The following is a 26,092-nucleotide window of genomic DNA, read 5'->3' on the forward strand; positions in this document are numbered from 1 at the left end:
CGGCGCGGCCGGGTCGCGTAGTGCCCTCGCCGCGGCCGGGCCGAACGCGACAGCCGCTCCGGGTCCGTTCCGGGTACCCCGCCCGGCGGTCGGCAGACGCTCAGCCCGGGAAGGCGTAGACCGTGCCCGCGCGGGCCGCCGGGTCGTCGGCGCCCTGCGCCGTCAGGGTGATGTCGATGAACGCGAGCTTGCGCCCGAGCTTGGTCACCCTGGCCGTGACCAGCACGTCCGCACCGACTACCGCCCGTTCGAACGTCGTGGACTGCTGGACCGTGGTCATGGGGCCGAAGCCGCCGAGCGCCGCGCTCACGGCGATCACCGACGCCGTGTCCGCCGCCGCCATCAGCGCCTGCCCCGACAGCGCCCCGCCCTCGCGGGCCAGCCGGTCCGACCAGGGCAGCCGAAGCACCGCGTGGCGCTCACCGGTCTCGACCGTGTACAGCCCCAGATCGCGCACCCACGGGGCGAAGTTCTCCTCGAGGACCTTGTCGGCGTCGTCCGGCGTGAACGTCATCCCGCCATTGTGTCCGGGCCTTGACGCGGCCACCAGGGCGCATACGTTCGCCCGGGTGAGCGCGTACGGCGACCTCGACGACGCGTTCCGGCCGCAGAGCTCTGACAAGGCGGTGCCCTACGGGCTCTTCCGCGAGCTGCGCGCCACCGGGCCCGTCCGCGGATCGGCGAGCCCGCGGTGGGAGCGTGGCCGCCCGGCCCCGGCCACTGGGCGGTCTTCCGCCACGCCGACGTCAAACACGTGCTGCGCGGCCCGGCGGAGTTCTCCTCCCACCTCGGCGCACATCCGGCCAGGACGCGAGTGAGGGCCGTGATCGGCCGGGCCGTCCGCCGTCCGAACGGCATCGAGCGGGCCGCCGAACCGGTCCGGATGACGTCGAACCTCCAGAACGGCCTCGAGGGCCTGACGGTCCGCCGGCGTTCGGTGTCCAGGGCGTGAAGGCCGGGTTTCAACGCTTGTTGAACTGCGGTGGTCCACTCAGGGGTGCCGCACGGTTACTCTCTACTGGTGTCTCAGCGAAAACTGTTGGCGATCAGTGATCTGCATGTGGCGTTCCCGGAGAACCGGCAGATCGTCGAGGAACTGCGCCCGGAGTCCGACGAGGACTGGCTGATCGTCGCCGGTGACGTCGGCGAGATGGTCGAGAATGTCGACTGGGCGCTGGGTCTGCTGACCAAACGATTCGCCAAAGTCGTGTGGACGCCGGGCAACCACGAGCTGTGGACACCCCGCCGCGACCCTGTGCAGCTCAGGGGCGACGAGCGCTACCGCCATCTCGTCGAGGTGGCCCGCGGGCACGGCGCGCTGACGCCGGAGGACCCCTACGCCGTCTGGGACGGGCCCGGCGGCCCGGCCGTCATCGCCCCGCTGTTCGTGCTGTACGACTACACCTTCCGCACGGACACCGCCGCCGACAAGACGGAGTCGCTCGCCCAGGCCTACAAGGCCGGGGTGGTGTGCAGCGACGAGTTCCTGCTGCACCCGGACCCCTACCCGTCCAGGGACGCCTGGTGCAAGGCGCGGCTGAAGGAGACCGAGCAGCGCCTCGACGAGGCCTGCGGCAGCGGCATCCCGTCCATCCTGGTCAACCACTACCCGCTGGTGCGCGAGCCCACGAGGATCCTGCACCACCCGGAGTTCGCCCAGTGGTGCGGCACCGTCCGGACGGCCGACTGGCATGTGCGCTACCACGCCAAGACCGTCGTCTACGGGCATCTGCACATCCCCCGCACGACCTGGTACGACGGTGTGCGCTTCGAGGAGGTGTCGGTCGGCTACCCGCGCGAGTGGAAGCGGCCGAGCCACCCGCGGACGGGGCTGCGCCAGATCCTGCCGATGCCGGGCTGAGACGCGGGGGTTCCGCACCGTCCCGGCCCGTGGGGGACCGGCCCGGCGCAAGATCATCCGGCGCGGATTGCCCGGCGTCCGGGTCAGGCCGCGGCCAGCCTGTACACGTGTTCGAGGCTTGTCGCCTCGAACAGCTCCGGCATGGGCAGCATCCGCCCGGTCTCGCGCTCCAGCAGCGCCACCAGGGAGAGCAGGTGGACGGAGTCCCAGCCGGGCAGGTCGTCCAGGGCGGCCGCGATGTTCTCGCGGGTCACCGGCAGCCCCAGCTCGTCGCGGACGAGGGCCACGAAGTCGTCGATGGTGTTCACGGGGCGGTCCCTTCCAGGGGCTGGGCCGGGGCGCCGGCCGACGTCGGCGGACTCTGCGTCAGATGCACGTGCCGCGGCGGCTCGAGGATGTCCGCCAGGTCGTGGCTGAACGTCCTCTCGCCCCCGGGTGGCGGGTGCGCGGCGGGTCCCGGCGCGGCCTCGACCGGCTCGAACCCCGCCTCCGGGTAGAAGCGCGCCACCTTCCCGTTCTTCGCCGAGGGCCGGTGGACGCCGAGCACCCTCGACGCCCCCGTCTCCCGGGCGTGGCGCAGCACCGCCGACAGGCAGGCCCGCTCGATGCCGCGGGAGAAGACACGGCAGCTGAGCAGGAAGTTCTCGATCCGTGCCGTGCCGCCCTCGCGCCGGACGAAGACGGCGCCGACCAGCCCGTTGTCCCCGAAGCGGTCGGCGGAGTGGATGGCGAGCACCCGTGCGGAGGGGTCCTCGGCCAGCGCGCGGACCTGCTCCGGCCCGAGGCGCTCGGTGGTGAGGTTGAACTGGTTGGTGCGCAGGGTCAGCTGGGAGATCCGGCCGAAGTCGGCCGGCCGCGCCTCGGCCAGCCGCACCCGGACGTCGAGCTCGGCCAGGTACTCCTCCAGCGAGTCGAATCCGTGCAGGAAGTCCCTGCGGACCAGCTCGTCGCGGTAGCGCTCCGGGCGCCGCACGTCCTCGGAGGTCAGCTCCCTGACGGTGAACCATCCGTCGGCGAGGAGCCGCCGGGCATGCAGCGCGGGCTCGCTGTCCAGGCCCACCACGGCCACGCCGGGCAGTTCCTTGCGCACCAGCCCGCACTCGTAGGGGCTGTCGTCGGCGAACACCAGGCTGTCCGTACCGATGTTCAGGTCCTCCGCCAGCCCGGTGAGGTGCCCGTGCTTGGGTGCCCAGTCGGCGACGACCCGGACGAAGTCCTCCTCGCGCAGCGTCATACGGGGGTGGCCGCGCAGTACCTCGCGGACCGGCTCGATGTCGTTCTTGCTGACGGCGGCGAGCAGCACGCCCTGGGACGCCATCTGCTTGGCCGTGCGCTGGAAGGCGCGGAAGGCCTCTCCGCGGTAGCTGTCGGCGACCTCGATCCCCTCCGCGCCGACCTCGCCCAGCACGCCGCCCCACACCGTCCCGTCGAGGTCGAGTACCAGGCACTTGCTGGTGCGGCCGGTCAGATGGCGGGCCAGGTGCCCCGCCTCACGCGCGTAATCGATCAGAAGTTCTGTGGACAGGTGTGCTTTGGCGTAGGCGCTCATCCTGGGGTCCGTGGCGGGGTGTGCGGATTCGGCCAGATGCGGGTCGAGGTCCAGGACGACGACCCGCGGATGACGGTCCATGAGCCGCAGCAGGCGCGCGTTGGCCTCCCGCCAGGCCGCCCCGAGGCGTGCGCGTGAGCGCAGGTCGACCAGCTCGGCGGCGCGGCCGGGGGCCGGGGGAAGGGTGTTGAGGACCAGGGTGCCGCGCGCCGCTCCGTGGAAGGCCTCCGTGAGCCGCTCCAGCAGCGCCAGCTTCTCCTCCAGCACCCGTTCCACGTCCGAGGGCCGCCAGGGCGTGGGTACCTCGTCCCAGACCGCCTGGGCGTCGAGCACGCACAGCGTCAGATCGGGGTCGGCCGCGTACAGCCCGCTGCCGGGGTCGGACAGCTCGAAGACGTAGGAGCCGAAGTCGGTCGTGTGCAGGCGCGGCAGCAGGCCGTGGCGGGCGAACTGGGCCGCCAGGGCGGGCAGTAGCGCCGACAGCGTGCCATGGCCCGTGACCGCCACCGTGACGGCCTGGACCCGCGGGTGCTCTCTGAGGACCTCGTCGGGATCCAGACGCGACAGCAGCCGCCCCGCGCGCAGCAGGTCGGCGCCGCCGGCCCCGGCCAGCAGGGCACGCAGCTCGGGGTAGCGGGCAGCGAGCAGGCCGTCCCGGTGCAGCCGCGCGAGGCGCTCGGCGTGGCTCTCTGCCTGGCTTTCGGCGTGACTGTCTGCCTGGCTTTCGGCGTGGCTGACGGTGTGACTGTCTGCCTGGCTTTCGGCGCGACTGGCGGCGTGGCTGACGGCGCGACTGGCGGCGTGGCTGACGGCGCGACTGGCGGCGTGGCTGACGGGGTGGCTGTCGGCGGCCGACTCCCCGGTGCGGCCGGTGGCGTTCATGGCTGGGCTCCCCTGGCGCTCGGGGCCGGTTCCGGACCGGCTGTGGAGCCCTCAGGCTGGCCAGGAGCGGTGGAGGTGCGGTCGAGCAGCGGGGAGCGGTGTCCAGGGCGCTCCACCGTGCGCTGAGCCTCGGCGCGTACCGTGATGGTCGTCTCCTCCGCCCGGCGGCCCGGCGACCACGCAGGTCGTAAAATAGGTTTCAATACCTGCCCAAACGGCTTGCGGGGCACGGCTGGATGGTTCAACCAAGCTGGTCGATTCCGTTTCCCGAGCAGTGGAGATCGGACCGGAGGTAGCCTTCGCTCGTAGTGTGTAGCCGATATGCCAACGGCAAGGGTGGCTGGAAACGCGCCCACACGAATCGGGAGAGCTCGATGGAACGGCCTGTCTGGGCACCGCACGGCATCGATCTGACGCGGCCGAGTGTGGCCCGTATGTACGACTACTACCTCGGTGGCTCGCACAACTTCGAGGTGGACCGGGCGGCCGCTCGTACGGCGCTCGAGGTGTGGCCGGATCTTCCCATGATCATGAGGGCCAATCGCGCGTTCATGCGACGGGCCGTGCGCTTCGCCGTCGACTCGGGCATCAAGCAGTTCCTCGACATCGGCTCGGGGATACCCACCTTCGGCAACGTACACGAGGTGGCCCGGGCGGCGGCTCCCGACGCCAGGGTGGTCTACGTCGACCACGACCCGGTGGCGATCGCCCACAGCGAGGCCATCGTCGCCGACGACGACCAGACCTCGGTCCTGCAGGCCGACCTGCTCAAGCCCGACGACATCATCGGCTCCGAGGCGGTGCAAAGACTCATCGACGGGGGCGAGCCGGTCGCCCTGATGCTCGTGGCGCTCCTGCACTTCGTCGGAGACCAGGACAGCCCCCGCGACATCGTGGCCAGGCTGCGCGACGCGCTGCCGCCCGGTAGCTGCCTGATCCTCACTCACGCGACCAACGAGGGCTACGCCGACCCGGCCGACGAGGAGCGGGACGTCTACAAGCGCATGGGCAGCCCGCTGATCATGCGGACCCGCCAGGAGGTCCTGAGCTTCTTCGACGGGTTCGAGGTCGTGGACCCGGGGGTCGTCTTCTACAGCCAGTGGCGGCCGGACGCGGCCGACGAGGAGGACCCGGCACGGTACAGCGGTTATGCGGGCTTCGGACTGAAGCGGTGAGCCAAGTGCCTCCAGGGCCTTGGGCGGCGAGCGCCGCGCGCACCGACGACGGATCGGCGGACGACGGCATCCGCCGCTTCGCCGCGATCTGGAGCCGGGTCATCGACCCGTACACCGCCACCTCGATGACTCGTGCCGAGCTCGAGGAGCATCTGCTTCCGCTCACCAGGAGGCTCGCGGCCATCCTGGAGAGCGTCCCCTTCGATGTGAGGCCGGCCAAGGACATCGGCCGGGCGATGGTGCAGGCGCACTGCACCGACCCCCAGGTGCTCTCGCAGAGCCTGACGGTGATAGACGCCTATCTGCTGCTGTACCGGCCGCCGGCCGAGAGCCTGCCGCCGGAGGCGGCCAGGGGCCATCTCGCCCGTCTCCAGCACGCGTTCGCCGCGGGCTTCGCCGAGGCGCTGCGCGACCGCACCCTCGCCGAGCAGGAGGCGATCGCGCATGCCTCCCTGGCCGCGCAGGCCAGGGCCGAGCGGGCGCTGCACGCCAGCGAGGCGCGCTTCCGCGCGCTGTTCGAGGGCGCCGCCATCGGCATCGGCATCAGCGACCTCGAGGGCAACATCCTCGACGTCAACGAGACGCTCGCCCGGATGTTCGGCGGCCGGGTGGAGGAGTTCCGCACCCGCAACGTCAATGAGTTCATGCACCCCGACGACGCTCCGCACGTGTGGAAGCAGTACCGGGAGCTGATCCGGGGCGAGCGCGACCACTACCGGTTCGAGAAGCCGTACTTCACGCACAACGGCTCCGCCGTGTGGACGAATCTGACGGTCTCCCTCATCCGCGACCAGAACGGCACACCGCAGTACCAGGTCGCGATGATGGAGGACATCACCGAGCGCAAGCTGCTGACCGACCGGCTGCGCTACCAGGCGACCCACGACCCGCTGACCGGGCTGGGGAACCGTGCCCTGTTCTTCGAGCGGCTCGCCGAGGCGTTCGACAGCGGGGACGAGTCCACCCGGCTGGGCCTGTGCTATCTGGACCTCGACGGGTTCAAGGCCGTCAACGACAGCCTGGGCCACGAGGCGGGGGACCGGCTCCTGGTGGCCGTGGCGGAACGGTTCACGGGTTGCCTGACGGGCCGCAACCAACTGGTGGCCAGGATGGGCGGCGACGAGTTCGTCGCCCTCGTCGTGGACCCCGACTGCCCCGAGGAGGTGGCCGGGCTCGCCCGCCGCTTCCTGGCCGCACTGGACGCGCCCGTGCGCATCGACGGCCGCGAGCTGTCGGTCACGGTCAGCATCGGTCTGCTGGAGTGCACCGCCGCCTCCATGAAGGCGGCTCAGATGGTTCAGGCCGCCGACATCACGCTGTACCGGGCCAAGGCCCAGGGCGGCAACCGCCTCGCCGTCTTCGACGCCGAGGCCAACGCCCGTGAGATCACCCGCTACGGGCTGACGACCCGTCTGCCGGCGGCGCTGGAGGAGGGGGAGTTCTTCCTCGAGTACCAGCCGCTGGTCGCCCTCGGTGACGGCCGGGTGATGGGCGCCGAGGCCCTGGTGCGCTGGCGCCACCCGCAGCAGGGTGTGCTCGGTCCCGACCGCTTCGTCGCGCTCGCCGAGCAGACCGGCCTCATCGTGCCGCTGGGCTACTGGGTGCTGGAGCAGGCGTGCCGGCAGGCCCGTGCGTGGCAGCTCGAACTCGAGCAGGGCGCCCCGCGGATCAACGTCAACCTCTCGGTGCGCCAGGCGCGCAACCCCGGCCTGGTCAACGATGTGGCGCGGATCCTGAAGGAGACCGAGCTGGACGCCTCGTCCCTGCACCTCGAGATCACCGAGAGCGCCCTGATCGGCGCCGAGGACCAGGCACTGGACGCGCTACGCGAGTTGACCGACATGGGCATCGGCCTGGCGCTGGACGACTTCGGCACCGGGTACTCCAACCTGTCCTACCTTCGGCGTATCCCGGTGCACACGCTGAAGATCGACCGCTCCTTCATCAGCGGCCTCCAGCATCCGGACGCCCCAGGCAACCCGCGGGACGAGAAGATCGTCGCGGGTCTGGTCTCGCTCGCCCACACTCTCGACCTCGCGGTCACGGTGGAAGGCGTGGAGACCGAGCTCCAGGCCGAGCGCATGCGCGCCCTGCAGTGCGAGACGGCACAGGGCTGGTACTTCGCCAGGCCCGGCCCGCCGGACCGCATCACCGCGCTGTGCGCCGCGGGGGCCGACCGCTGGACGGGCGGCGCCTGCGCGTAGGTTCAACCGCGTCGAAGGCCCGGAACGACCGGGCGCGCAGTCCCGGAAGGGGACGCGCGCCCCGGTCGTTCGGTGGGCCGGCCGGCCCGCGGGGGTGGGGCCCAGGGCCGCGGTGGCTCAACGCGGGTGCGCGAGCTGCTCGTTCATGATGAGGAACGCGCCCAGGCCGTGGAAGTCATTGGTGTTGCGCTTGCGGCCGTAGTAGTAGGCCAGGTCGCCCACGTTGGTGCCCTCGGAGATGTCCTCGATGTTCGTCAGCCCGTCCGAGCCCAGTGAGACCTTGCCCAGGACACCCGCGTACCCGCGGTCGGCGACGCCCTGGTAGGTGGCCGCGTCCACGTACCCCCGCTGCACCGCGCGCGAGACCATGAAGGTGTACATCGCCGACGCCGAGGTCTCCTGCCAGTTCCTGGAGTCCGACCCCTTGTCGACGACCTGGTACCAGCGTCCCGACGAGCTCTGGTGGCGCGCGTAGCCCTTCGCCAAGTGCCGGACGAAGCCGATCAGCTGCGGCCGCCTCGGGTGGCCCGCGGGCAGCACCTCGAGGATGTCGACGCACGCCATGCCGAACCAGCCGATGGCGCGCGCCCAGTGGTACTTCGAGTGGTGGCCCGTGCCCGAGGACCAGGACTCCGAGCCGTCCTCGTCGTAGGCGTGGTACAGCAGCCCGTTGGACGCCCGGAGGTGCTGGAAGTACACCGCCAGGTTCCTCGCCGACTCCTCGTACTCGTAGGCGCTGTCCACGTCGTTGTACGTCCTGCCGTACAGCGCCAGGAACGGCTGGGCCATGTAGACGCCGTCCGCCCACAGTTGGCCGGTCCTGCCCGTGGCGTGCCACATCCCGCCGTCGGAGGTGCGCGGGTAGTAGTCCGGGTCGGGCTTCTGGTTGAACCTCTTGCGCAGCTTGTCGGCCGCCTTCTTGTAGCGCGGGTCCCCGGTCTCCTTGTGCAGCAGGGGGAGCAGTTGCCCTGAGCGCATCGAGTCGAGGTTGCCGAAGCTGTTGCTGATACTGCCGTCGCTTTTGACGAACCGGTTTGCCCACCCGACGATGTAGTCGAGGTAGGCCCTGTTCCCCAGGCGCTTGTGGACCAGGTACTGGCCGTACAGGTACAGGCCCGTCGTGTAGCCCCAGCCGCCGAGGTCGGCCGGGGTGGGGTGCCGCTCGAGGGTCGAGTCCACGACGGCCTTGGACCAGTCGGTCGCCGCGGCCCGCGCCCCGGCGACCGCACCCGGCGGGGGAGTGCGCGGGGTGACGGAGGCCGCGATGGCGGCCGCGGAGGGCAGCGAGAGCGCGCCCAGCGCGCCGGCCGCGCCCAGAACGACGGACCGGCGCGCGGGACGGGATGTCTCGGACGGCGAGGACATGTGAGTGCGGCCCTTCTCTTCGCTTTGCTTGTCGCTGGATTCAGACCTGGTTGACGTTGGCGCCGGCGTTCCTCGGCACGGTGTTGTCGCCGCACAGGGCGTGCTCGACGGGTAGCGGCCCGGGCGGTCGGGCGCGTTGACGAGGCGGTCGCGGGCGAAGATGTCGAGGATGCCTCCCGACATCCCACTGCCCACGGTGATCCCGCTCCAGCGGCCGGAGAGCCCGCGGCGCTCCACGGCCACATGGGTGGTCGGGATGCCGACCCGCCGTCCATCGGCATCCCGACCCGACTCGATGACGACGCGGTCGTCATGGGTGTTGAACCCGCTGTCCACGACAGGGGCGTCCGTGGTGGAGTCCGGATCCACCCCGTCGCCCTCGGCCGCACACACGAGGACGCTGAACACCCGGTCCGGGAACCGGGGCGCCCGGATCCGGTCGAGGGTGGCCGGTGCCCTCTCCCACGGGTCCGGGCCGGCCGCGACCGCGGGCCCCGTGCCCGCGAGCGCCGGGCGCCCGAGACCGCTCCCGGCGACGAGCGCACCACCGGTCACCAGGGCCGCGGTCCTGGCGAACTCGCGCCGAGAGGGCGTGCTGGTCACTGGCGCTCCTTGTGATGCGCTGACGATGGAATGAAAGCGGTTGCATGTACATGCAGAGCTCTACTCCTGCTGATCCCGCCGCGTCAAGAAGTGGTCAGACCTTTCTTTGTTCTTTTGTGTTGAGCCATGCCTTGATTCGATGGAATCCAGTCAGGGTCATAGGATAGGTCAGACCTCATGGGAATATTGAAGGGCAGGTCGGCGCCCTCCGCGCCGCTGGCGAGAACTCGCCGGTGATCGCGTCAGGCGCCCGGGCCCCGCCCGGCGGCCTCCTCGACCATGCGCAGCAGCGCGCGGGCCGCCGTGCTCACCCTCTCCTCGCCCGGCGTCACCGCGGCGATCCGCCACGACGGAGCGTCCTCGATCGGGACGAAGCAGGCATGCGAGTTCTTGTGCTCGAAGTGCGCCGGAACGATGGCGACGCCCAGGCCCAGGCTCACCAGGTCGAGCACCGAGTGGGCGTCGTTGACCTCCAGCTCGACCCGGCGCTCCACTCCCGCGGCGGCCAGGATGCGATCGGCGAACTCACGCGTCCCCCAGGTCACGCTGAAGTCGACGAAGGACTCCCCGGCCAGGTCGTCCGGCCGGATGCCCGCCTTCCCGACGAGCCGGTGCGTCGGTCCGCAGGCCAGGACCATCGGCTCGTCCGCCACCGGCAGCACCCCCAGCCCCTCGGTCGAGTGGATGCCCAGGGGGGTGAAGGCCACATCCAGCCGCCCGGCGCGGACCCCGTCGATCAGGTCGGCCGTCCCGTCGTGGCGCAACCGCAGCTCCACCCCGGGGTGCTTCTCGCGGAACCGCGCCAGCAGGGAGGGGACGTCGAGGACCCCCAGGCACTGAAGGCTCCCCACGGAGAGCGTCCCGCGCAGCAGCCCCTGAACGGCGGCGACCGCGTCCCGGGCGTCCGACGCCTTGGCCAGAGCCTGGCGGGCGACGGGCAGGAGCGCGCGGCCGGCGTCGGTCAGCTCGACCCTGCGGGTGCTGCGGATGAACAGGGGGGCGCCGAGCTCCTTCTCCAGCGAGCGGATGCCCGCCGACATGCCGGACTGCGCCACGAACAGGCGTCGGGCGGCCCTGGTGAAGTGCAGTTCCTCCGCGACCGCGACGAAGTACTCCAACTGGCGCAGTTCCATGACCCTCTTCACCCTCTGATCCGCTGATCGGACCGCTGATCCGACGCTGATCCGTCCGCGACCGGTCCGTGACTGGTCCGCCCGACTGATCCGTCCCGGAGAACAGTGTCATCCGATCCATCTGTTGGACAGAGTAGAGGTGGGACCGCAGGCTGGAGGTCCCGCCAACCGCGCAACCGCGACTCGAGGAGACCCGGACCATGCAGACGCGCACCATCGGCGGACGTCAGGTGAGCGCGATCGGCCTCGGCGCCATGCCGCTGTCGATCGAGGGGCGCCCCGAGCGGACGCGGGCCATCGCCACCGTGCACGCCGCCCTGAACGCCGGGATCACGCTCATCGACACCGCCGACGCCTACAGCCTCGGCCTCGACGACTTCGGCCACAACGAGGAGCTGATCGCCGAGGCGCTGACCTCGTACGGACGGGACACCTCGCACGTCCTGGTGGCCACCAAGGGCGGGCACACCCGCACCCCCGACGGCGGCTGGGAGCTCGACGGCCGGCCCGAATACCTCAAGCGGGCGTGCGAGGGGTCGCTCAAGCGCCTCGGTGTCGAGGCGATCGACCTCTACCAGTTCCACCGGCCCGACCCGAAGGTGCCGTTCGGGGAGTCAGTCGGCGCCCTTCGGGACCTGCTGGACGAGGGCAAGATCCGCCTCGCGGGTGTCTCGAACGCCAACCCGGCGCAGATCGAGCAGGCCGCCGCCGTCCTCGGCGGGCGGGCGGCCTCGGTGCAGAACGAGTTCTCCCCGAGGTTCCGCTCGAGCGAGCCGGAGCTGCGCCTGTGCGACGAGCGCGGCATCGCGTTCCTGCCCTGGAGCCCGCTCGGCGGTATCTCAAAGGCGGGCGGGCTGGGCTCGGTCCACGCGGAGTTCGCGCGGATCGCGGAGAGCCGCGGGGTGAGCCCGCAGCGGGTGTGCCTGGCGTGGATGCTGGCGAAGTCCCCCGTGGTGGTGCCCATTCCGGGCTCGTCGCGGCCCGAGACGGTGACCGACAGTGCCGCGGCCGCCGATCTCGTGCTGACCCCGGAGGAGGTGGCGCGGCTCGACGCCGCGTGAGGCCGCGCCGAGACGGGGCAGCGTGGTTCGGGAGGTCGCACCACGCTGTCCGCGGGCACCGGGTCAGGCGCGCAGCGGACCGACCGGTCACCTGGTCGGCGCGCCACCCGGTGCCTTCGCGTGTGCTGCCGCTGCCCCCGTGAGCGACGGCCGCAGGCCCGCCCAGGGGCGCGCCTGCTCCAGCTGCGCCGACACCTGGAGGAGAGTCGGCTCGTCGTGCGGCCGACCGACCAACTGCACCGCCAGCGGCAGCCCGTCGCGGGACAGGCCCGCGGGCACCGAGGCGGCGGGGTTGCCGGTCACGTTCCACAGCGCGGTGAACGCGATCGAGGGCCAGCTGCGCTTCGCCGCCCGTGCCGCGTTGGCGCCGTCCAGCGCCCCCACCCGGCGCGGCAGTTCGGGGATGGCCGGAGTCAGGAGGACATCCATGCGGGCGAACATCGTATTGACCTCGTCGGCCAGGCGCTCCGCACGCCGAAGGGCCCACAGGTAGGCACCGGGCGGGAGCTGCCGGGCGGAGCGCAGATTCTCCCGCGTACGGCGCTCCAGCAGCGACTGCGCGATCTCGTCCGGGATCCCCGCCCTGGCGCACAGCCGCCTCGCCTCCTCCCGCATCCCGTGCATCGCCTGCGGGATCCACAGCGACACGGGGGTGACGAAGTCGGGATAGCGGGGCCGGATCTCGCGCACGTCGTGGCCGAGGTCGGAGAGCACCTCGGCCGTCGCCCGAAGCGCCGACAACTGCTCGGGATCGACCTTGACGCCCGGCAGGGCCGGCCGGGCGGACACCCCGATCCTCAGACGTCCGGGCTCGGTCCGCGCGGCCTCGACGAACGGCAGCCGGGGCGGCTCGGCGCGCCAGCGGTCCGTGGGGCGGTTGCCCCTGATCGCGTCGTAGAGCACGGCCGTGTCACCGACGGAGCGGGTCAGCCCGCCGATCACCGCGAGCGCACCCCAGGCCTCGGGGCGCGGAGCGGTGCTCACGCGTCCCCGCTGGGCCTTGAGCCCGTACAGCCCGCAGCAGGCGGCGGGAATCCTGATCGACCCACCGCCGTCGCTGCCGGTGGCCACGGGTACCAGGCCCGCGGCCACGGCGGCCGCGCTGCCCCCGCTGGACCCGCCGGTGGTGCGGTCCGGGTCCCAGGGGTTGCGGGTGTACCCGCCGGAGGCCGTCTCGGTGAACGCCCACTGGCCGAACTCGGGCATCCGGGTCTTGCCGACCACGACCGCGCCGGCCTCCCTGAGCCGGGAGACCAGGTAGGAGTCCTCGACGGCGGGCGCTGGGCGCACAGCCGTGCCATGGGTGGTCGGCGCTCCCGCGAGGTCGGTGTCGTCCTTGATGGCGAGCGGGATCCCGAGCAGCGGCCGCCGGTCCCCACCGGCGCGCGCCTTGTCCGCCTCGTCGGCCTCGGCCAGCGCGGCCTCGGCGCGGATCAGCCGGAAGGCGTTCAACTCCCCCTCGGCGGCGGCGATCCGTCGCAGGGCCAGCTCGGTGAGCTCCCGCGAGGACACCTCCCCGTCGTCCAGGAGCGCCATCTGTCCAGCAACCCCGGCGAACGCGGTCTCCAACTCGTCCATACCAGCCCCCTGCCCGTGATCACGGCGACGGCCCCGACCTTACTCGCGAGTAGCAATCCCGTCGAGCCGTCGTCGGCGCGGCCGCGGCGGTGAGGGGGACCACGATGCCGCTTCGGATCACAGCCGATCGCCCCCGGCAGCGCCCATGAGGCCACTTCCGGCCCGCGGCGAGGCTGTGATCAATCGTTGCCCCCAGGGTGTCGGGGGTACGGTTCTTGGTGTCGAGTCAGGAACGGAGCCGGCAGTATGCGTGACACCGCTGACGAACACTTCGGGGCGCGCATCGCCCGCCACCGCGTGCGACGGGGCTTGACCCAGCAGGGCCTGGCGATGCGCGCCAATGTCTCGAAGAGTCTCATCAGCAAGGTCGAAACCGGTGGTGGGCAGGCCTCCCCGTCCCTGGTCGCGGCCTGCGCCCGGGCCCTCGCGGTGTCCACCTCCGACCTGCTCGGGCAGCCGTACATGGAGGAGCTGCGCCGAGACCGGCTCGACGCGGTGATACATCCCCTCCGCGCGAGCATGGAGAACTGGGACATCCCCCTGGGCTGGGAGGTGCCGCCGCGCCCGGTCGCCCTGATCCGGGACGACGTGCGGGAGGTGTTGGCGCAGCGACGCCAGGCCGAGTACATGCCGATGGCCCGCGATCTGCCCGCTCTCATCGATGAGTGTGTGCACGCCGTCCACACAGCACGGGGGGAAGAACAGCGGCAGGTGCACGAGTGCCTGGCATGGGTGTTCCGCTGTGTGTTCACCCTGGCCTGGAACTTCGGCTATGCGGACCTCGGGTCGTCGCCCTCGACCGCCTCGCCTGGGCCGCGCCCCGAGCCGAGGAGCCGGGCCTGCCCGCCATGTACGGCTACCTGCGCGCGCAGACCGCCCTGTCGTCGAGCCGGTACGACTTGGGCATGCGCGTCGTCGACACGACGCTGCGCGACCTGGACGGGCAGGAGTCGCGGCGCGGGGAGGGCTTGAGCGCCATGGCAGGGGTACTGCATCTGAGGGCCGCGGTCATCGCCGGCCGTGCAGGCGACGGCGACCACGCGGACGCCCGCCTGAACGAGGCCCGGGCCCTTGCCCGGCGGACCGGGGAGCTGTCCGACTACGGGGTGGGGTGGGGCCCGGCGAACGTCGGCGTTCACGCCGTGGCCATCGCCTCGGACCTGGACGAGTACGGGCGGGCCGTCCAGCTCGCCGAGGAAGTGCGTTTCCCCCGCGGCTGGGACCGAGCCCGGGCCGGGCATCACCGGATCGACCTGGGCAGGGCGCACACGCTGGCCGGCCATCCGAACGACGCCTTGTCCTGCCCGCTCAAGGCCCGCCGTACCGCTGCGCAGCAGACCCGGTACCACCCCACCGCCAGAGAGACGACAGTGCTGCTGTGCAAGGGGCCGCTGGCGCGTCGTCAGGCGCTGCTGGAGTTCGCCGAGTGGATCGGTGTGTAGCACGCAACTCGCGTCGGCGGTTGTACAGTTCAGTGCGACTCGCGTCACCGCTGCGTAGGAACGCTTTCACTGACAGCAGTTGCCGCGCCCCAGGGAGCCGACGTGAGAGCCGACCCACCCGATTTCGCGACCCCTGCGAGCAGCTTGCGGTTACGCGTCTACGTCGTCGACGAGGCGGGTGTCGTCACCCGCCCGGAGACGACGAGCATTACGCGCGTGCGCAGACCGCTGTACCTGCCGCCCGTCCCTCCAGACCTGGCCGCCGTGCGAGTGCGCGCGCTGCCGAACGCTCATCGCCCGCGGCGGCCGCTTCAACCGCCATGGAGTCGCAGTGAACGATGCGTCGGAACCGTGAGCACACATGCGACGCTGCCGGGCCCGTGGTCAAGAACCCGCTGCACGGGTGGTAGGAGTCGAACCCACGCCACCGGGTTTGGAATCCGGTGTTCCATCCTTTGGCTCACCCGCTCGGCCTCGCGGCCAGGGCTTCACCATGCCCGGGGCGCGGCGGGCGGCTCAACCGACTTTCCGCGCCGGGCTGCTCGGTGGCCGACCGGGTGAGGAAATCGCCGGACCGGTGAGTCGTGGGGGGCTGATGGTTCGTAACTCCTTTCAGAGAGGAGCGACGGATGGTCTCGGGTTCGGCGTCGGGCCGGCCTTGGCCCCCGCCCTGGCTGTGAGTGCCACAGGAAGGTCCCGCCGGTTCGGCGGGGCGGTGCCCGCCAGGGCGGGTATCCGTCGGTCATTTGGCTTCCGCGTACGAGCCCACGACGTGCGACTGGAGGGGGAAGGGGACCGGCGTGGGGCCGAAGAGGAGGCGGGTGGCTTCGGCGGCCGCCGCGTCGACGGCTCGGGTGACGTCGGGGGCGAGTTCCGACGGGGTGTGGACCACCACCTCGTCGTGCTGGAAGAACACCAGCCGGGGCGGGCCGAGGGCCGTGAGGTGGCGGCGGAGCACCGCCAGGACGGCGAGGGCCCATTCGGCGGCGGTCGCCTGGATGACGAAGTTGCGGGTGAACCTGCCCCTGGCGCGGGCCGCCGACTCCTCGCCGGGGCGCTCCTCCAGGCGGGGGCTGGTGCGGCCGAGGTGGGAGCGGACCAGTCCGCCGCCCTCGCCCGTGCGGGCGGCGGACTCCACCAGCTCCATCGCGGCAGGGAAGCGTCTGCGCAGCACCGCCACCAGAGCGCCCGCCTCGCCGCTCGTCTGCCCGTACATGGCGGCCAGCAGGCCGATCTTGGCCCGGTCGCGGTCGCCGTCGAAGGCCGCCTGCGCCAATCCCGCGTACAGGTCGCCCGCCGCCGCGGCACGGGCCAGGCCGGGGTCGCCGGACATCGCGGCCAGCACCCTCGGCTCCAACTGCCCGGCGTCGGCCACCACCAGCCGCCACCCGGGATCGGCCACGGCCGCCGCCCGCAGCGGGCGGGGAATCTGCAGGGCGCCTCCGCCACGGGTGGCCCACCGGCCGGAGACCACACCGCCGACCACGTACTCCGGGCGGAAGCGCCCTCCCCGCGCCCAGGTCTCCTGCCACGCCCAGCCATGGGCCGCGTGGATGCGGGAGAGCTCCTTGTAGCGCAGCATCAGATCCGCCGCCGGGTGGTTGACGCCCTTGAGGACATGGGAGCGGGTGGACGGCAGGATGATCCCCGCCTCGGCGAACGCGCGCAGCACCTGGGGGTGGGAGTCGGGGTTGAACGGGCGGCAGCCGAGCGACCGCTGGATTCGCGTGGCCAGCTCGCCGAGGAGGGCGGGCTGCGCTCCGCCGATCGGGCGCGGGCCCAGCAGTTCGGTCAGCAGGGTGTTGTGCGCGTCGGCGCTCCACGGCAGTCCGTCGTGCGACATCTCCGCGGCCGCCAGGGCGCCGGCGGACTCGGCGGCGCACAGCAGCCGCATCCGGTCGGGGTGCTCGGTGCGGGCCGTCCTGCGCAGCTGCTCGGCGTGGACGGCGGCCACCGCCGCGAGCGGGTCGGTGCCGGGCGGCAACTGGTGCCGGTCGGCCTCGAAGAGCACCGGCTGTCCGGCCGCAGCGGTCTCCGGAAGGTCGTCGGGAACGGCGAGCCCGTGCAGCCGTGCCCACGCGGCACCGAGCGAGCGGGGCTGCCCGTACTCGCCCTCGTGCCCGCACAGCAGGGTCTCGACGAGCTTGATGTCGTGGCACCGGGACAGCCGCAGCCCCGGGCGCCGCAGCAGGACCGGATAGAGCGAGTCGGTGGCCGCCCACACCCAGCGCGGACGACGGGCGGCCTCGAGCTCCGCCATGGCCGGACCGAGATCGGGCACGGCGACGGGGTCGCCGAGCGCGGCGCCGTCCTCGGCCAGCCCCAGGAGCCGCCCACCGGGCCCCTCGGGGTCCGCCGCCACCGCGACGCGCTCGCAGGTGCTGTCGATCGTGCCCGCCACGTGGCGGAACGTATCACCGGGGTACGACACCGGCCCGGATCCCGAACGGCCGGCCCGCGGTCCGCGAAAGGCCCCGCGGCGCCCGGCACCTCAGCGCCGCCGCACCATCCCCGCTCCGGCGTACGCCTTGGCGCCCTCCTCGCCCGCGCCCATCACGGCCGGGGCCCAGGCGTAGCGGCCCGCCACCTCCGGCCAGGCGTCGATGGCCGGGCCCCGCGCCTCCCGGTCGCCTAGGGGGTCGGCGCCGGCCAGGCACACCCCCGCCTCCACCCGGTAGGTGACGGCGGCCTTGCCGCTGGGGAAGAAGACCGCCGCCTTGTAATCGAACAGAGCAGACCGAGGAGGCCGAGGAACATCGCGAAACCGTTTGGGTAGCCGGTGCGGAAAACCCTGCCGCCGGGAATCGCCGCCGCCGTCCTTTCTCGGTTCCCCGCCGGGTGCCGGTACGGTGTTCTGAGCGGTGGCGTGCACAACGCCACTGCAAACGGGCCGCAGGCCAAGCATGTGGCGGCGGGAAGACGCGTTGTCCGCTCGTCCTGCGCCGAATGGCGGGAATCCGCACCCGTCGTTCGGCGTAATTCACCGTTGACGTCGCGGGGGTTCGGCGGGTTCTCGGATTCGCGGGTTTTCGCGGGAAGGAGCGCGGGCGTGGCCAACGAGGGCTGGTTCGAGCGGCAGGTCGTCGAAACCGGGCGGCTTCCGCTGTTCTGCCTGCTCTGTGCCTTCATTGTGGGATTCGGCGGCATTCGCCTCAGCGTTCGTATGATCAGAGCCCAGGTGCGCTGGTGGCCGGGGAATGTGAACCCCGGCGGACTCCATATCCACCATGTGGTTTTCGGTGTCGTGTTCATGTTGATCGGTGGAGTCGCCGTTTTCGCCGTCCATGAGCCCTCGACGGTCGTGAAATCCGTGCTCGCGGGGTTCTTCGGCATCGGTGCGGCTCTCGTCCTCGACGAATTCGCGCTCATCCTGCACCTGCGGGACGTGTACTGGATGGAGCACGGACGCACATCCGTGGACGCCGTTTTCGTCGCCGTCGCCGTGGTGGGCCTGGTCCTGATGGGATTCCGGCCGGTCGGATTCGTCGACTGGAACGACTACCGGCGCGATCCCAGCCTCGGCACGGCGCTGTTCCTCCTGGCGTTCGTCCTCATCGAGCTCGTCTTCGGCATCATCACCCTGCTCAAGGGCAAGCTGTGGACCGGTCTGATCGGCCTGTTCTTCGTACCCCTGCTGTTCGTGGGCGTGGTCCGGCTCAGCCGCCCCAACGCCCCCTGGGCGCGGTGGCGTTACAAGAAGAAGCCCCGCAAGCTCGCCCGCGCCGAACGCCGTGAGGCGCGCTGGCGCGAACCGACGATCAGGGCCAAGGTGCGCGTGCAGGAGTTCCTGTCGGGCAGGCACGACCTGCCCGACAACGAGCCCTGAGCCCCGCCCGCCGCCGACGACGAGCAGCCGGAACGCCGCTACATCCGATCGACGCCGGTGACCCGGACCACCGCCCGGCCCTCCTCGTCGGACGCCGTCAGGTCCACCTCGGCGCTGATGCCCCAGTCGTGGTCGCCCGCCGGGTCGTCGAAGATCTGCCGCACCCGCCACAAGCCCGGCTGCTCGTCGATCAGGAGCAGCTTCGGGCCGCGCGCGTCCGGGCCCGTGCCCAGGTCCTCGTGCTCGTCCCAGTAGGCGTCCATCGCGTCCGCCCACGAGTCCGCGTCCCAGCCGTCGTCCTCGCCGAGTCCGCCCAGCTCCTCGTAGCGCTCCAGCGCGGCCAGCTCCACCCTGCGGAACATGGCGTTGCGCACCAGCACCCGGAACGCCCGCTGGTTGGCGGTGACCGGCGCGGGCCGGTCGTCGGAGGGCGGCCCCACCTGCTCCTCGTCCTGGGGGTTCGCCAACTGCTCCCACTCGTCCAGGAGGCTGGAGTCGACCTGGCGCACGAGCTCGCCCAGCCACTCGATGAGGTCCTTGAGGTCGTCGCTCTTGGCCTCCTCGGGAACGGTGTGCTGCAACGCCTTGTAGGCGCTCGCCAGATACCGCAGCACGATGCCCTCGGCCCGGGCCAGCTCGTAGAAGCCGGTGAACTCCGTGAACGTCATCGCCCGCTCGTAGAGGTCGCGTGCGATCGACTTCGGGCTCAGCGGGTGGTCGCCCACCCACGGGTGGCCCTTGCGGTACACGTTGTAGGCGTGGAAGAGCAACTCCTCCTGCGGCTTGGGGTAGCCGATGTCCTGGAGCCGCTCCATCCGCTCCTCGTACTCGATGCCGTCCGCCTTCATCCGGGCGACGGCCTCACCGCGGGCCTTGTTCTGCTGCGCCGCCAGGATCTGCCGGGGGTCGTCCAGCGTGGACTCCACCACCGACAGGACGTCGAGCGCGTAGGACGGGGACTCGCGGTCCAGCAGCTCGAAGGCGGCCAGCGCGAAGGTGGACAGCGGCTGGTTCAGCGCGAAGTCGGCCTGCAGGTCCACCGTCAGGCGGGCGAAGCGGCCCTCCTCGTCGAGCTCCTCCAGCCGCTCCACGACACCGCCCGCCACCAGCGAGCGGTAGATCGCGATCGCCCTGCGGACGTGCCGCAGCTGCGAGCGCCGGTCCTCGTGGTTGTCCTCCAGCAGGCCCCGCATGGCCTCGAATGCGTTGCCCGGGCGGGCGATCACCGACAGGAGCATGGCGTGGCTGACCCGGAACCGCGACGTCAGCGGCTCCGGATCGGCGGCGATGAGCTTGTCGAAAGTCTGCTCGCTCCAGTTGACGAACCCCTCGGGCGCCTTCTTGCGCACCACCTTGCGGCGCTTCTTCGGGTCGTCGCCGGCCTTCGCGAGCGCCTTCTCGTTCTCGATGACGTGCTCGGGTGCCTGGGCGACCACGAGGCCGGCCGTGTCGAAGCCCGCCCGCCCGGCGCGGCCCGCGATCTGGTGGAACTCACGCGCCCGCAGCACCCGCACCCGGTTGCCGTCGTACTTGCTGAGCGCCGTGAACAGCACGGTGCGGATCGGCACATTCACCCCGACCCCGAGGGTGTCGGTGCCGCAGATGACCTTCAGAAGCCCCGCCTGCGCCAGCCGCTCCACCAGGCGCCGGTACTTCGGCAGCATCCCGGCGTGGTGCACACCGATGCCGTGGCGGACGAAGCGGGAGAGGTTGCGGCCGAACCTGGTGGTGAAACGGAAGTTGCCGATGAGGGCCGCGATCGCGTCCTTCTCCTCGCGCGTGCACATGTTGATGCTCATCAGCGACTGGGCGCGCTCGACGGCGGAGGCCTGCGTGAAGTGCACGATGTAGACGGGGGCCTGGTGCGTGTGCAGCAGTTCCTCGAGGGTCTCGTGGAGCGGGGTGAGACGGTACTCGTAGGAGAGCGGAACGGGCCGGGTGACCGAGGTGACCACGGAGGTGGGGCGGCCGGTGCGCCTGGTCAGGTCCTTCTCGAACCGGTCCACGTTGCCCAGCGTCGCCGACATCAGCACGAACTGGGCGTGCGGCAGCTCCAGCAGGGGGATCTGCCAGGCCCACCCGCGGTCGGGCTCCGCGTAGAAGTGGAACTCGTCCATGACGACCTGGCCGACGTCGGCCCGCTCGCCGTCGCGCAGCGCGATGCTCGCCAGCACCTCGGCGGTGCAGCAGATGACCGGCGCGGTGGGGTTCACACTCGCGTCCCCGGTCATCATGCCGACCTTCTCGGTGCCGAAGATCTTGCACAGGTCGAAGAACTTCTCCGACACCAGCGCCTTGATCGGAGCGGTGTAGAACGTGCGCCTCCCGTCCGCGAGCGCCGCGAAGTGCGCCCCGGCGGCGACCAGGCTCTTGCCCGAGCCGGTCGGGGTGCTCAGGATCACATTGGCGCCCGAGACGACCTCGATCAGCGCCTCCTCCTGGGCCGGGTAGAGGGCGATGCCCCGCTCCTGCGCCCACGACTCGAAGATGTCGAAGAGGGCGTCGGGATCGGGGTCGGTCGGCAGCTGGTCGATGAGGCTCACACCCCCCATAGTGCCTGGTGCGACCCGGCTGATCGACCGCGGATTCCTCCCCGCTAGCCTTGCCCTTCGCTGACGTGCTGTGAAGTCGCCGTATCCGCCTGCGAAGCGGGACCGCGGCAAGGGGGAGGGTGCAACGATGATGGGGCCCGCGCATTCGCTGTCCGGAGCCGCCGCGTGGCTGGGGGTCGGAGCGGCGGCAGCTGCGACGGGCCACACCATGCCGTGGCCGGTGCTCGTCGGCGGGGCGGCCATCTGCGCCGGGGCGGCGCTGGCCCCCGACCTGGACCACAAGGCGGCCACGATCTCCCGGGCCTTCGGCCCGATCTCGAAGGCGGCCTGCGGCGTCATCGACGGCCTCTCCCACGCCGTGTACCGAGCCACCCGCAAACCCGGGGACCCCAGCCGCAACGGCGGCCACCGCACCCTCACCCACACCTGGGTGTGGGCCGTGCTCATCGGCGCGGGAACGTCGTTTCTGGCCGCCTACGGAGGGCGATGGGCGGTGCTGGCGGTGCTGTTCGTGCACATGGTGCTCGCCATCGAGGGGCTGCTGTGGCGCCAGGCCAGGGTCTCCAGCGACGTCCTGGTCTGGCTGCTCGGGGCGGCCGGTGCCTGGATCCTGTCGGACATCCTGGACCGCGATGGGCGGCACTGGCTGTTCACCGAGCCGGGGCAGGGCCATCTGTGGCTGGGGCTGCCCGTGGTGCTCGGGGCGCTCGTCCACTGCGTCGGCGACGCGCTGACCGTCTCCGGCTGCCCGATCCTGTGGCCCATCCCCATAGGCCGCAAGCGCTGGTACCCGCTGGGGCCGCCGAAGGTGATGCGCTTCCGGGCCGGTGACTGGGTCGAGGTCAAGGTGCTCATGCCCGCGTTCATGGTGCTCGGCGGCCTCGGCTGCGCCGGGGCGCTGGGGTTCCTGGGGTAGTCCTCGGCCGCCCCGGCCATCGACCGGCCCTCGGCGGGACCGGCCCTCGGCGGGACCGGCCCTCGGCGGGACCGGCCGCCTACGGGACCAGCTCTCGGCGGGATCCGGCCCTCGGTATGCGGATCGGCCGCGGCACCTCAGCGGTCGCCGTGCCAGGAATGCCACAGCGCCGCGTAGGCCCCCTCCTGCGCGACGAGGTCGTGGTGGCTGCCCAGCTCCACGATCCGGCCGTCCTCGACCACCGCGATCACATCCGCGTCGTGGGCGGTGTGCAGACGGTGGGCGATTGCCACCACCGTGCGGCCGTCCAGCACCCCGGCCAGTGAGCGCTCCAGATGGCGGGCCGCGCGGGGGTCCAGCAGCGAGGTCGCCTCGTCCAGGACGAGGGTGTGCGGGTCGGCCAGCACCAGGCGGGCCAGCGCCACCTGCTGGGCCTGGGCGGGACTGAGCGCCACCGCGCCCGATCCCACCTCGGTGTCCAGGCCGTCCTCGAACGCCTCCGCCCACGGGTGGGCGTCCACTGCCCGCAGCGCCGCCCACAGTTCGGCGTCGTCCGCGCCGGTGCGGGCGAGCAGGAGGTTGTCGCGCAGGGTGCCGACGAAGACGTGGTGCTCCTGGTTGACCAGCGCGACATGGCTGCGGACCCGCTCCGCCGACATCCCGGCCAGCGCGGCCCCGCCGAGGGTCACCTCACCCGTCCTGGGCGCGTAGATCCCGGCGAGCAGCCGCCCGAGAGTCGACTTGCCCGCCCCCGAGGGGCCGACCAGCGCCACCCGTGTGCCGGGCTCCACGGTCAGGCTCACCCCGTGCAGCACATCGGTGTCCTCGAGGTAGCCGAAGCGGACCTCGTCGGCAAGGACGGTGCGGCCGTCGGGAGCCTCGTCCCCGTCCTGCGCCGCCCCCGGCACCTCGCGCACGCCCACCAGGCGGGCCAGCGACACCTGGGCGACCTGGAGCTCGTCGTACCAGCGCAGGATCATGTTCACCGGCTCGACCAGCATCTGCACATACAGCGCTCCCGTGGTCAGTTCACCCACCGTGAGCCAGCCGTTGATCACCATCGAGCCGCCGATCAGCAGCACCGAGGCGAGCGCGATGGCGTGCGTGGCGTTGACCACCGGGAAAAGGATCATGCGCAGCCACAGCGTGTACCGCTCCCACGCCACCCACTCGGCGATCCTCCGGTCGCCCAGCGCGACCCGCCGCGCCCCGAGCCGGTGCGCCTCGACCGTGCGCCCGGCGTCCACCGTCTCGGCGAGCGCCGACGCCACCGCGGCGTACCCGGCGGCCTCCGAGCGGTAGGCCCTCGGCGCCCGGCGGAAGTACCAGCGCCCGCCGATCACCAGCACCGGGGCCGCGACGAGCGCGGCCGACGCCAGCGGGGGAGCGGTCACGGTGAGCGCGCCCAGCAGGAGCCCCGCCCACACGAGGGCGATGGACAGCTGAGGAACGGCCTCGCGCATCGCGTTGGACAGCCGGTCGACATCGGTGGTGATCCGGGAGAGCAGATCGCCGGTACCCGCGCGCTCCAGCACACCCGGCGGAAGGGCGACGGACCTGACGAGGAAGTCCTCGCGCAGGTCCGCGAGCATCTGCTCGCCCAGCATCGCCCCACGCAGCCGCGTCATCCGTGTGAAGACCGTCTGGAGCACCAGCGCCACCACGAACGCCCCTACGCAGCGCTCCAGATGGAGCTCGTGAGCGCCCTCGGACAGCTTCTGCACCAGATCGCCCAGGACATAGGGGCCGACCATGGAGGCGATCGAGGCGACGGCGTTGACGGCCACCAGGACCGCGAAAGGGCGCCGATGGCGCCGGGCGAGCTCACGGACGTAGGCACGCACGGTCCTCGCCGAGCCGACCGGCAGCTTCTCGGCCTCCTGCGGGGCCGCTGGGTCAAAGGTCGGCGGCTTCACACGGTCTCCTCGATGGCCGGCTCGGCAGACGGCACGGCCTGGGGCGTTGACGGCGACGGTGACGGTGACGGGGACGCCGACGGCCGCGGGGCGCTCGTGCGGGCCCCGTCGTCGGGTTCGTACCGGGTGACGACGGACCGGTAGCGGCTGTCGGTGCCCAGCAGTTCACGGTGCCCGCCCGCGGCGACGGCGGCGCCGTCCTGGACGAACACCACGCGGTCCGCCCGGTCGAGCAGGAGCGGGCTCGAGGTGAGGACCACGGTCGTGCGGCCCTCGCGCAGCCGCCGCAGGCCCTGGGCGATACGGGCCTCGGTGTGCGCGTCCACGGCGCTCGTCGGCTCGTCGAGCACCAGCACCGGCGGATCGGCGACCAGGGAGCGGGCCAGCGCCAGCCGCTGCCGCTGCCCGCCGGACAGCGAGCGGCCGCGCTCGGTCAGACGCGCCGCCATGGGGTCGGCGGCCTCGCCGTTCTCTGCGGCCCGGTCCTGCCCGTCCGCCCGGCGGGCCACCGTGCGAAGGCTCTGCGCCAGCACGGACAGCACGTCGCCGCACTGCGCCGCCTCCAGCGCCCGCTCGGCGCTCACACCGCCCGAGGACGGCACATCCAGCAGCTCACGCAGCGTTCCCGACAGCAGCACCGGGTCCTTGTCCTGCACGAGCACGGCGCGACGGGCGGTCTCCAGCGGCAGTTCGTCCAGCGCCACCCCGCCCACCCGGGTCGACGGCTCGCCCGCGGCGTCGGGGCTGTGACCGCCGAGCCGGTCCGCCAGCACCCCGGCGGCGTCCGGGTCGCCGCACACGACGGCGGTGAACTGTCCCGCGGGGGCCAGCAATCCCGACGACGGGTCGTACAGATCGCCCCCCGGCACCGCCCCTGCGTGGGAGAGGCCGTCCTCGGTGGTGCGCCTGATGGCCAGGACGGCGGCGGCGCGCTTGGCCGAGGCCTTGGAGAACGTCCACGCCATCGCGGTCTCCTCGAACATCCGCAACGGCATCAGCAGGTACGTCATACAGCCGTAGCAGGTGACGAGTTCGCCCACGCCGATGCGGCCGTCGGCGGTCAGCCGGGCACCGTACCAGACGATGAAGACCAGGAAGAGGCCGGGCAGCGCCACCTGCACGGCGGCGATCAGCGACCACATGCGCGCGCTGCGCACGGCGGCCGTGCGCACCTCCTGGGAGGCGGCGCGGTAGCGCGAAAGGAACAGCTCCTCGCCGCCGATGCCGCGCAGCACCCTCAGCCCGGCCACGGTGTCGGACGCCAGCTCCGTGGCGCGGCCGGCCTTGGCCCGCTGCTCGTCGGCCCGTTTCTGCGCGGGAGGCAGCAGCGGCAATGCGGCGACGGCGAGCACCGGGACGGCCACGGCCACCGGCAGACCCAGCAACGGCTGGTAGACCATCAGCGCGGCGATCAGGCCGAGGGAGGTCAGGACGGCCGCGAAGAACCTGGCGAGCGACTCGACGAACCAGCCGATCTTCTCGACGTCGCCGGTGCTGACCGCCACGACCTCCCCGGCCGCGACCCGGCGGGTCAGCACGGAGCCCAGCTCGGCCGCCTTGCGGGAGAGCAGCTGCTGCACCCGGGCGGCCGCGTCTATCCAGTTGCCCACGGCCGCCCGGTGCAGCAGGGAGTCGCCGGCCGAGACGACCGCGCCCAGGGACAGCACCAGGGCCGCGGCCCCGAGCAGGCCCTTGCCGGAACGGTCGGCGACGGACTGCACCGCGAGGCCGACGGCGGCGGGCATGGCGGCGATCGCGGCCATGAACACCGTGCCCCACCAGGTGGCGACCAACTGCCCGCGCAGTTGCCGACGCTGGAGCCACATCAGGAAACGGAAACCGGAGCGGGTGTCGGGCACGCCCGGGTCGGAGTAGGGGATCTCGCGCAGCGACATGACGTCCCGTGAAGGCTCGGGCCAGGGCACGATGGTGCGGTGGCGGGGTGGTCCCGGGTTCGGGAAAGACGCTCTTCTGGGGCGTGCGGGAGAGCGCAGACGTGCCAGGTTCGCGAAGTCACCAGGGCGAAGTC

At 72.0% G+C, this 26,092-nt stretch carries 18 protein-coding genes and 2 pseudogenes; 9 read left to right on the forward strand and 11 right to left on the reverse strand.

Annotated elements, in window-relative coordinates; genetic code table 11:
• Nucleotides 1-100 precede the first annotated feature (100 nt).
• The gene (locus IEY86_RS18690) at nt 101-514 is read right to left on the reverse strand and encodes a PaaI family thioesterase (RefSeq protein ID WP_189132884.1); all 414 of its coding nucleotides are present in this window, start codon (nt 512-514) and stop codon (nt 101-103) included.
• A 177-nt stretch (nt 515-691) separates the two neighbouring features.
• On the opposite strand from IEY86_RS18690, the gene IEY86_RS38110 reads away from it, so the two are divergent.
• On the forward strand, nt 692-952 hold the full coding sequence (locus IEY86_RS38110) for a hypothetical protein (protein ID WP_229698554.1): 261 nt from the start codon (nt 692-694) through the stop codon (nt 950-952).
• A 66-nt stretch (nt 953-1,018) separates the two neighbouring features.
• On the forward strand, nt 1,019-1,861 hold the full coding sequence (locus IEY86_RS18700; RefSeq protein WP_229698563.1) for a metallophosphoesterase family protein: 843 nt from the start codon (nt 1,019-1,021) through the stop codon (nt 1,859-1,861).
• 83 nt (nt 1,862-1,944) lie between these two features.
• Here IEY86_RS18700 and IEY86_RS18705 read toward each other — a convergent pair whose 3' ends face one another.
• Nucleotides 1,945-2,169, reverse strand: a complete 225-nt coding sequence (locus IEY86_RS18705) for an acyl carrier protein (RefSeq protein ID WP_189132885.1) — start codon at nt 2,167-2,169, stop codon at nt 1,945-1,947.
• A complete protein-coding gene (locus tag IEY86_RS18710) occupies nt 2,166-4,292 on the reverse strand; it encodes an HAD-IIIC family phosphatase (protein ID WP_189132886.1) in 2,127 nt (708 codons plus the stop codon). The genes IEY86_RS18705 and IEY86_RS18710 overlap by 4 nt, the downstream gene beginning before the upstream one ends.
• A 374-nt stretch (nt 4,293-4,666) precedes the next feature.
• On the opposite strand from IEY86_RS18710, the gene IEY86_RS18715 reads away from it, so the two are divergent.
• Together IEY86_RS18715 and IEY86_RS18720 are read left to right on the forward strand one after the other, a co-directional pair.
• A complete protein-coding gene (locus IEY86_RS18715) occupies nt 4,667-5,467 on the forward strand; it encodes an SAM-dependent methyltransferase (protein WP_189132887.1) in 801 nt (266 codons plus the stop codon).
• 5 nt (nt 5,468-5,472) lie between these two features.
• A complete protein-coding gene (locus IEY86_RS18720) occupies nt 5,473-7,671 on the forward strand; it encodes a putative bifunctional diguanylate cyclase/phosphodiesterase (RefSeq protein WP_189132888.1) in 2,199 nt (732 codons plus the stop codon).
• Between the two features lie 117 nt (nt 7,672-7,788).
• Here IEY86_RS18720 and IEY86_RS18725 read toward each other — a convergent pair whose 3' ends face one another.
• Both IEY86_RS18725 and IEY86_RS18730 read right to left on the reverse strand, forming a co-directional pair.
• Complete coding sequence (locus IEY86_RS18725) at nt 7,789-9,639, reverse strand: glycoside hydrolase family 88/105 protein (RefSeq protein ID WP_229698555.1); 1,851 nt, start codon at nt 9,637-9,639, stop codon at nt 7,789-7,791.
• A gap of 242 nt (nt 9,640-9,881) precedes the next feature.
• The gene (locus IEY86_RS18730; protein WP_229698556.1) at nt 9,882-10,784 is read right to left on the reverse strand and encodes a LysR family transcriptional regulator; all 903 of its coding nucleotides are present in this window, start codon (nt 10,782-10,784) and stop codon (nt 9,882-9,884) included.
• 188 nt (nt 10,785-10,972) lie between these two features.
• Between IEY86_RS18730 and IEY86_RS18735 the strand changes: the two genes are divergently transcribed.
• Nucleotides 10,973-11,833, forward strand: coding sequence for an aldo/keto reductase (locus IEY86_RS18735; RefSeq protein ID WP_189132889.1), 861 nt, complete (start codon nt 10,973-10,975; stop codon nt 11,831-11,833).
• Between the two features lie 87 nt (nt 11,834-11,920).
• Here IEY86_RS18735 and IEY86_RS18740 read toward each other — a convergent pair whose 3' ends face one another.
• Entirely contained in the window at nt 11,921-13,411 is a 1,491-nt protein-coding gene (locus IEY86_RS18740; protein WP_189132890.1) for an amidase, read from the reverse strand.
• Nucleotides 13,412-13,657: 246 nt separating this feature from the next.
• Here IEY86_RS18740 and IEY86_RS38115 point away from each other — a divergent pair.
• A pseudogene (locus IEY86_RS38115) lies at nt 13,658-13,798 on the forward strand (helix-turn-helix domain-containing protein); the annotation flags it as partial.
• A gap of 341 nt (nt 13,799-14,139) precedes the next feature.
• A complete protein-coding gene (locus tag IEY86_RS36565; protein WP_229698564.1) occupies nt 14,140-14,853 on the forward strand; it encodes a hypothetical protein in 714 nt (237 codons plus the stop codon).
• A gap of 742 nt (nt 14,854-15,595) precedes the next feature.
• On the opposite strand, the gene IEY86_RS18750 is transcribed toward IEY86_RS36565, so the two are convergent.
• Together IEY86_RS18750 and IEY86_RS38120 are read right to left on the reverse strand one after the other, a co-directional pair.
• On the reverse strand, nt 15,596-17,254 hold the full coding sequence (locus IEY86_RS18750) for a bifunctional 3'-5' exonuclease/DNA polymerase (RefSeq protein ID WP_229698557.1): 1,659 nt from the start codon (nt 17,252-17,254) through the stop codon (nt 15,596-15,598).
• Nucleotides 17,255-17,359: 105 nt separating this feature from the next.
• Nucleotides 17,360-17,758, reverse strand: a pseudogene (locus IEY86_RS38120) (phosphatidylglycerol lysyltransferase domain-containing protein); the annotation flags it as partial.
• Between the two features lie 144 nt (nt 17,759-17,902).
• Between IEY86_RS38120 and IEY86_RS18760 the strand changes: the two are divergent.
• On the forward strand, nt 17,903-18,679 hold the full coding sequence (locus IEY86_RS18760) for a hypothetical protein (RefSeq protein WP_189132891.1): 777 nt from the start codon (nt 17,903-17,905) through the stop codon (nt 18,677-18,679).
• Nucleotides 18,680-18,717: 38 nt separating this feature from the next.
• Here IEY86_RS18760 and IEY86_RS18765 read toward each other — a convergent pair whose 3' ends face one another.
• A complete protein-coding gene (locus IEY86_RS18765; protein WP_189132892.1) occupies nt 18,718-21,222 on the reverse strand; it encodes a DEAD/DEAH box helicase in 2,505 nt (834 codons plus the stop codon).
• 136 nt (nt 21,223-21,358) lie between these two features.
• Between IEY86_RS18765 and IEY86_RS18770 the strand changes: the two genes are divergently transcribed.
• A complete protein-coding gene (locus tag IEY86_RS18770) occupies nt 21,359-22,147 on the forward strand; it encodes a metal-dependent hydrolase (RefSeq protein WP_189132893.1) in 789 nt (262 codons plus the stop codon).
• A gap of 137 nt (nt 22,148-22,284) precedes the next feature.
• Here IEY86_RS18770 and IEY86_RS18775 read toward each other — a convergent pair whose 3' ends face one another.
• Together IEY86_RS18775 and IEY86_RS18780 are read right to left on the reverse strand one after the other, a co-directional pair.
• The gene (locus IEY86_RS18775; RefSeq protein WP_189132894.1) at nt 22,285-24,063 is read right to left on the reverse strand and encodes an ABC transporter ATP-binding protein; all 1,779 of its coding nucleotides are present in this window, start codon (nt 24,061-24,063) and stop codon (nt 22,285-22,287) included.
• Nucleotides 24,060-25,958, reverse strand: a complete 1,899-nt coding sequence (locus tag IEY86_RS18780) for an ABC transporter transmembrane domain-containing protein (protein WP_189132929.1) — start codon at nt 25,956-25,958, stop codon at nt 24,060-24,062. Before IEY86_RS18780 ends, IEY86_RS18775 begins: the two co-directional genes overlap by 4 nt.
• Between the last annotated feature and the right edge of the window lie 134 nt (nt 25,959-26,092).

This window comes from Wenjunlia tyrosinilytica (assembly GCF_014646055.1).
Lineage (GTDB): Bacteria > Actinomycetota > Actinomycetes > Streptomycetales > Streptomycetaceae > Wenjunlia > Wenjunlia tyrosinilytica.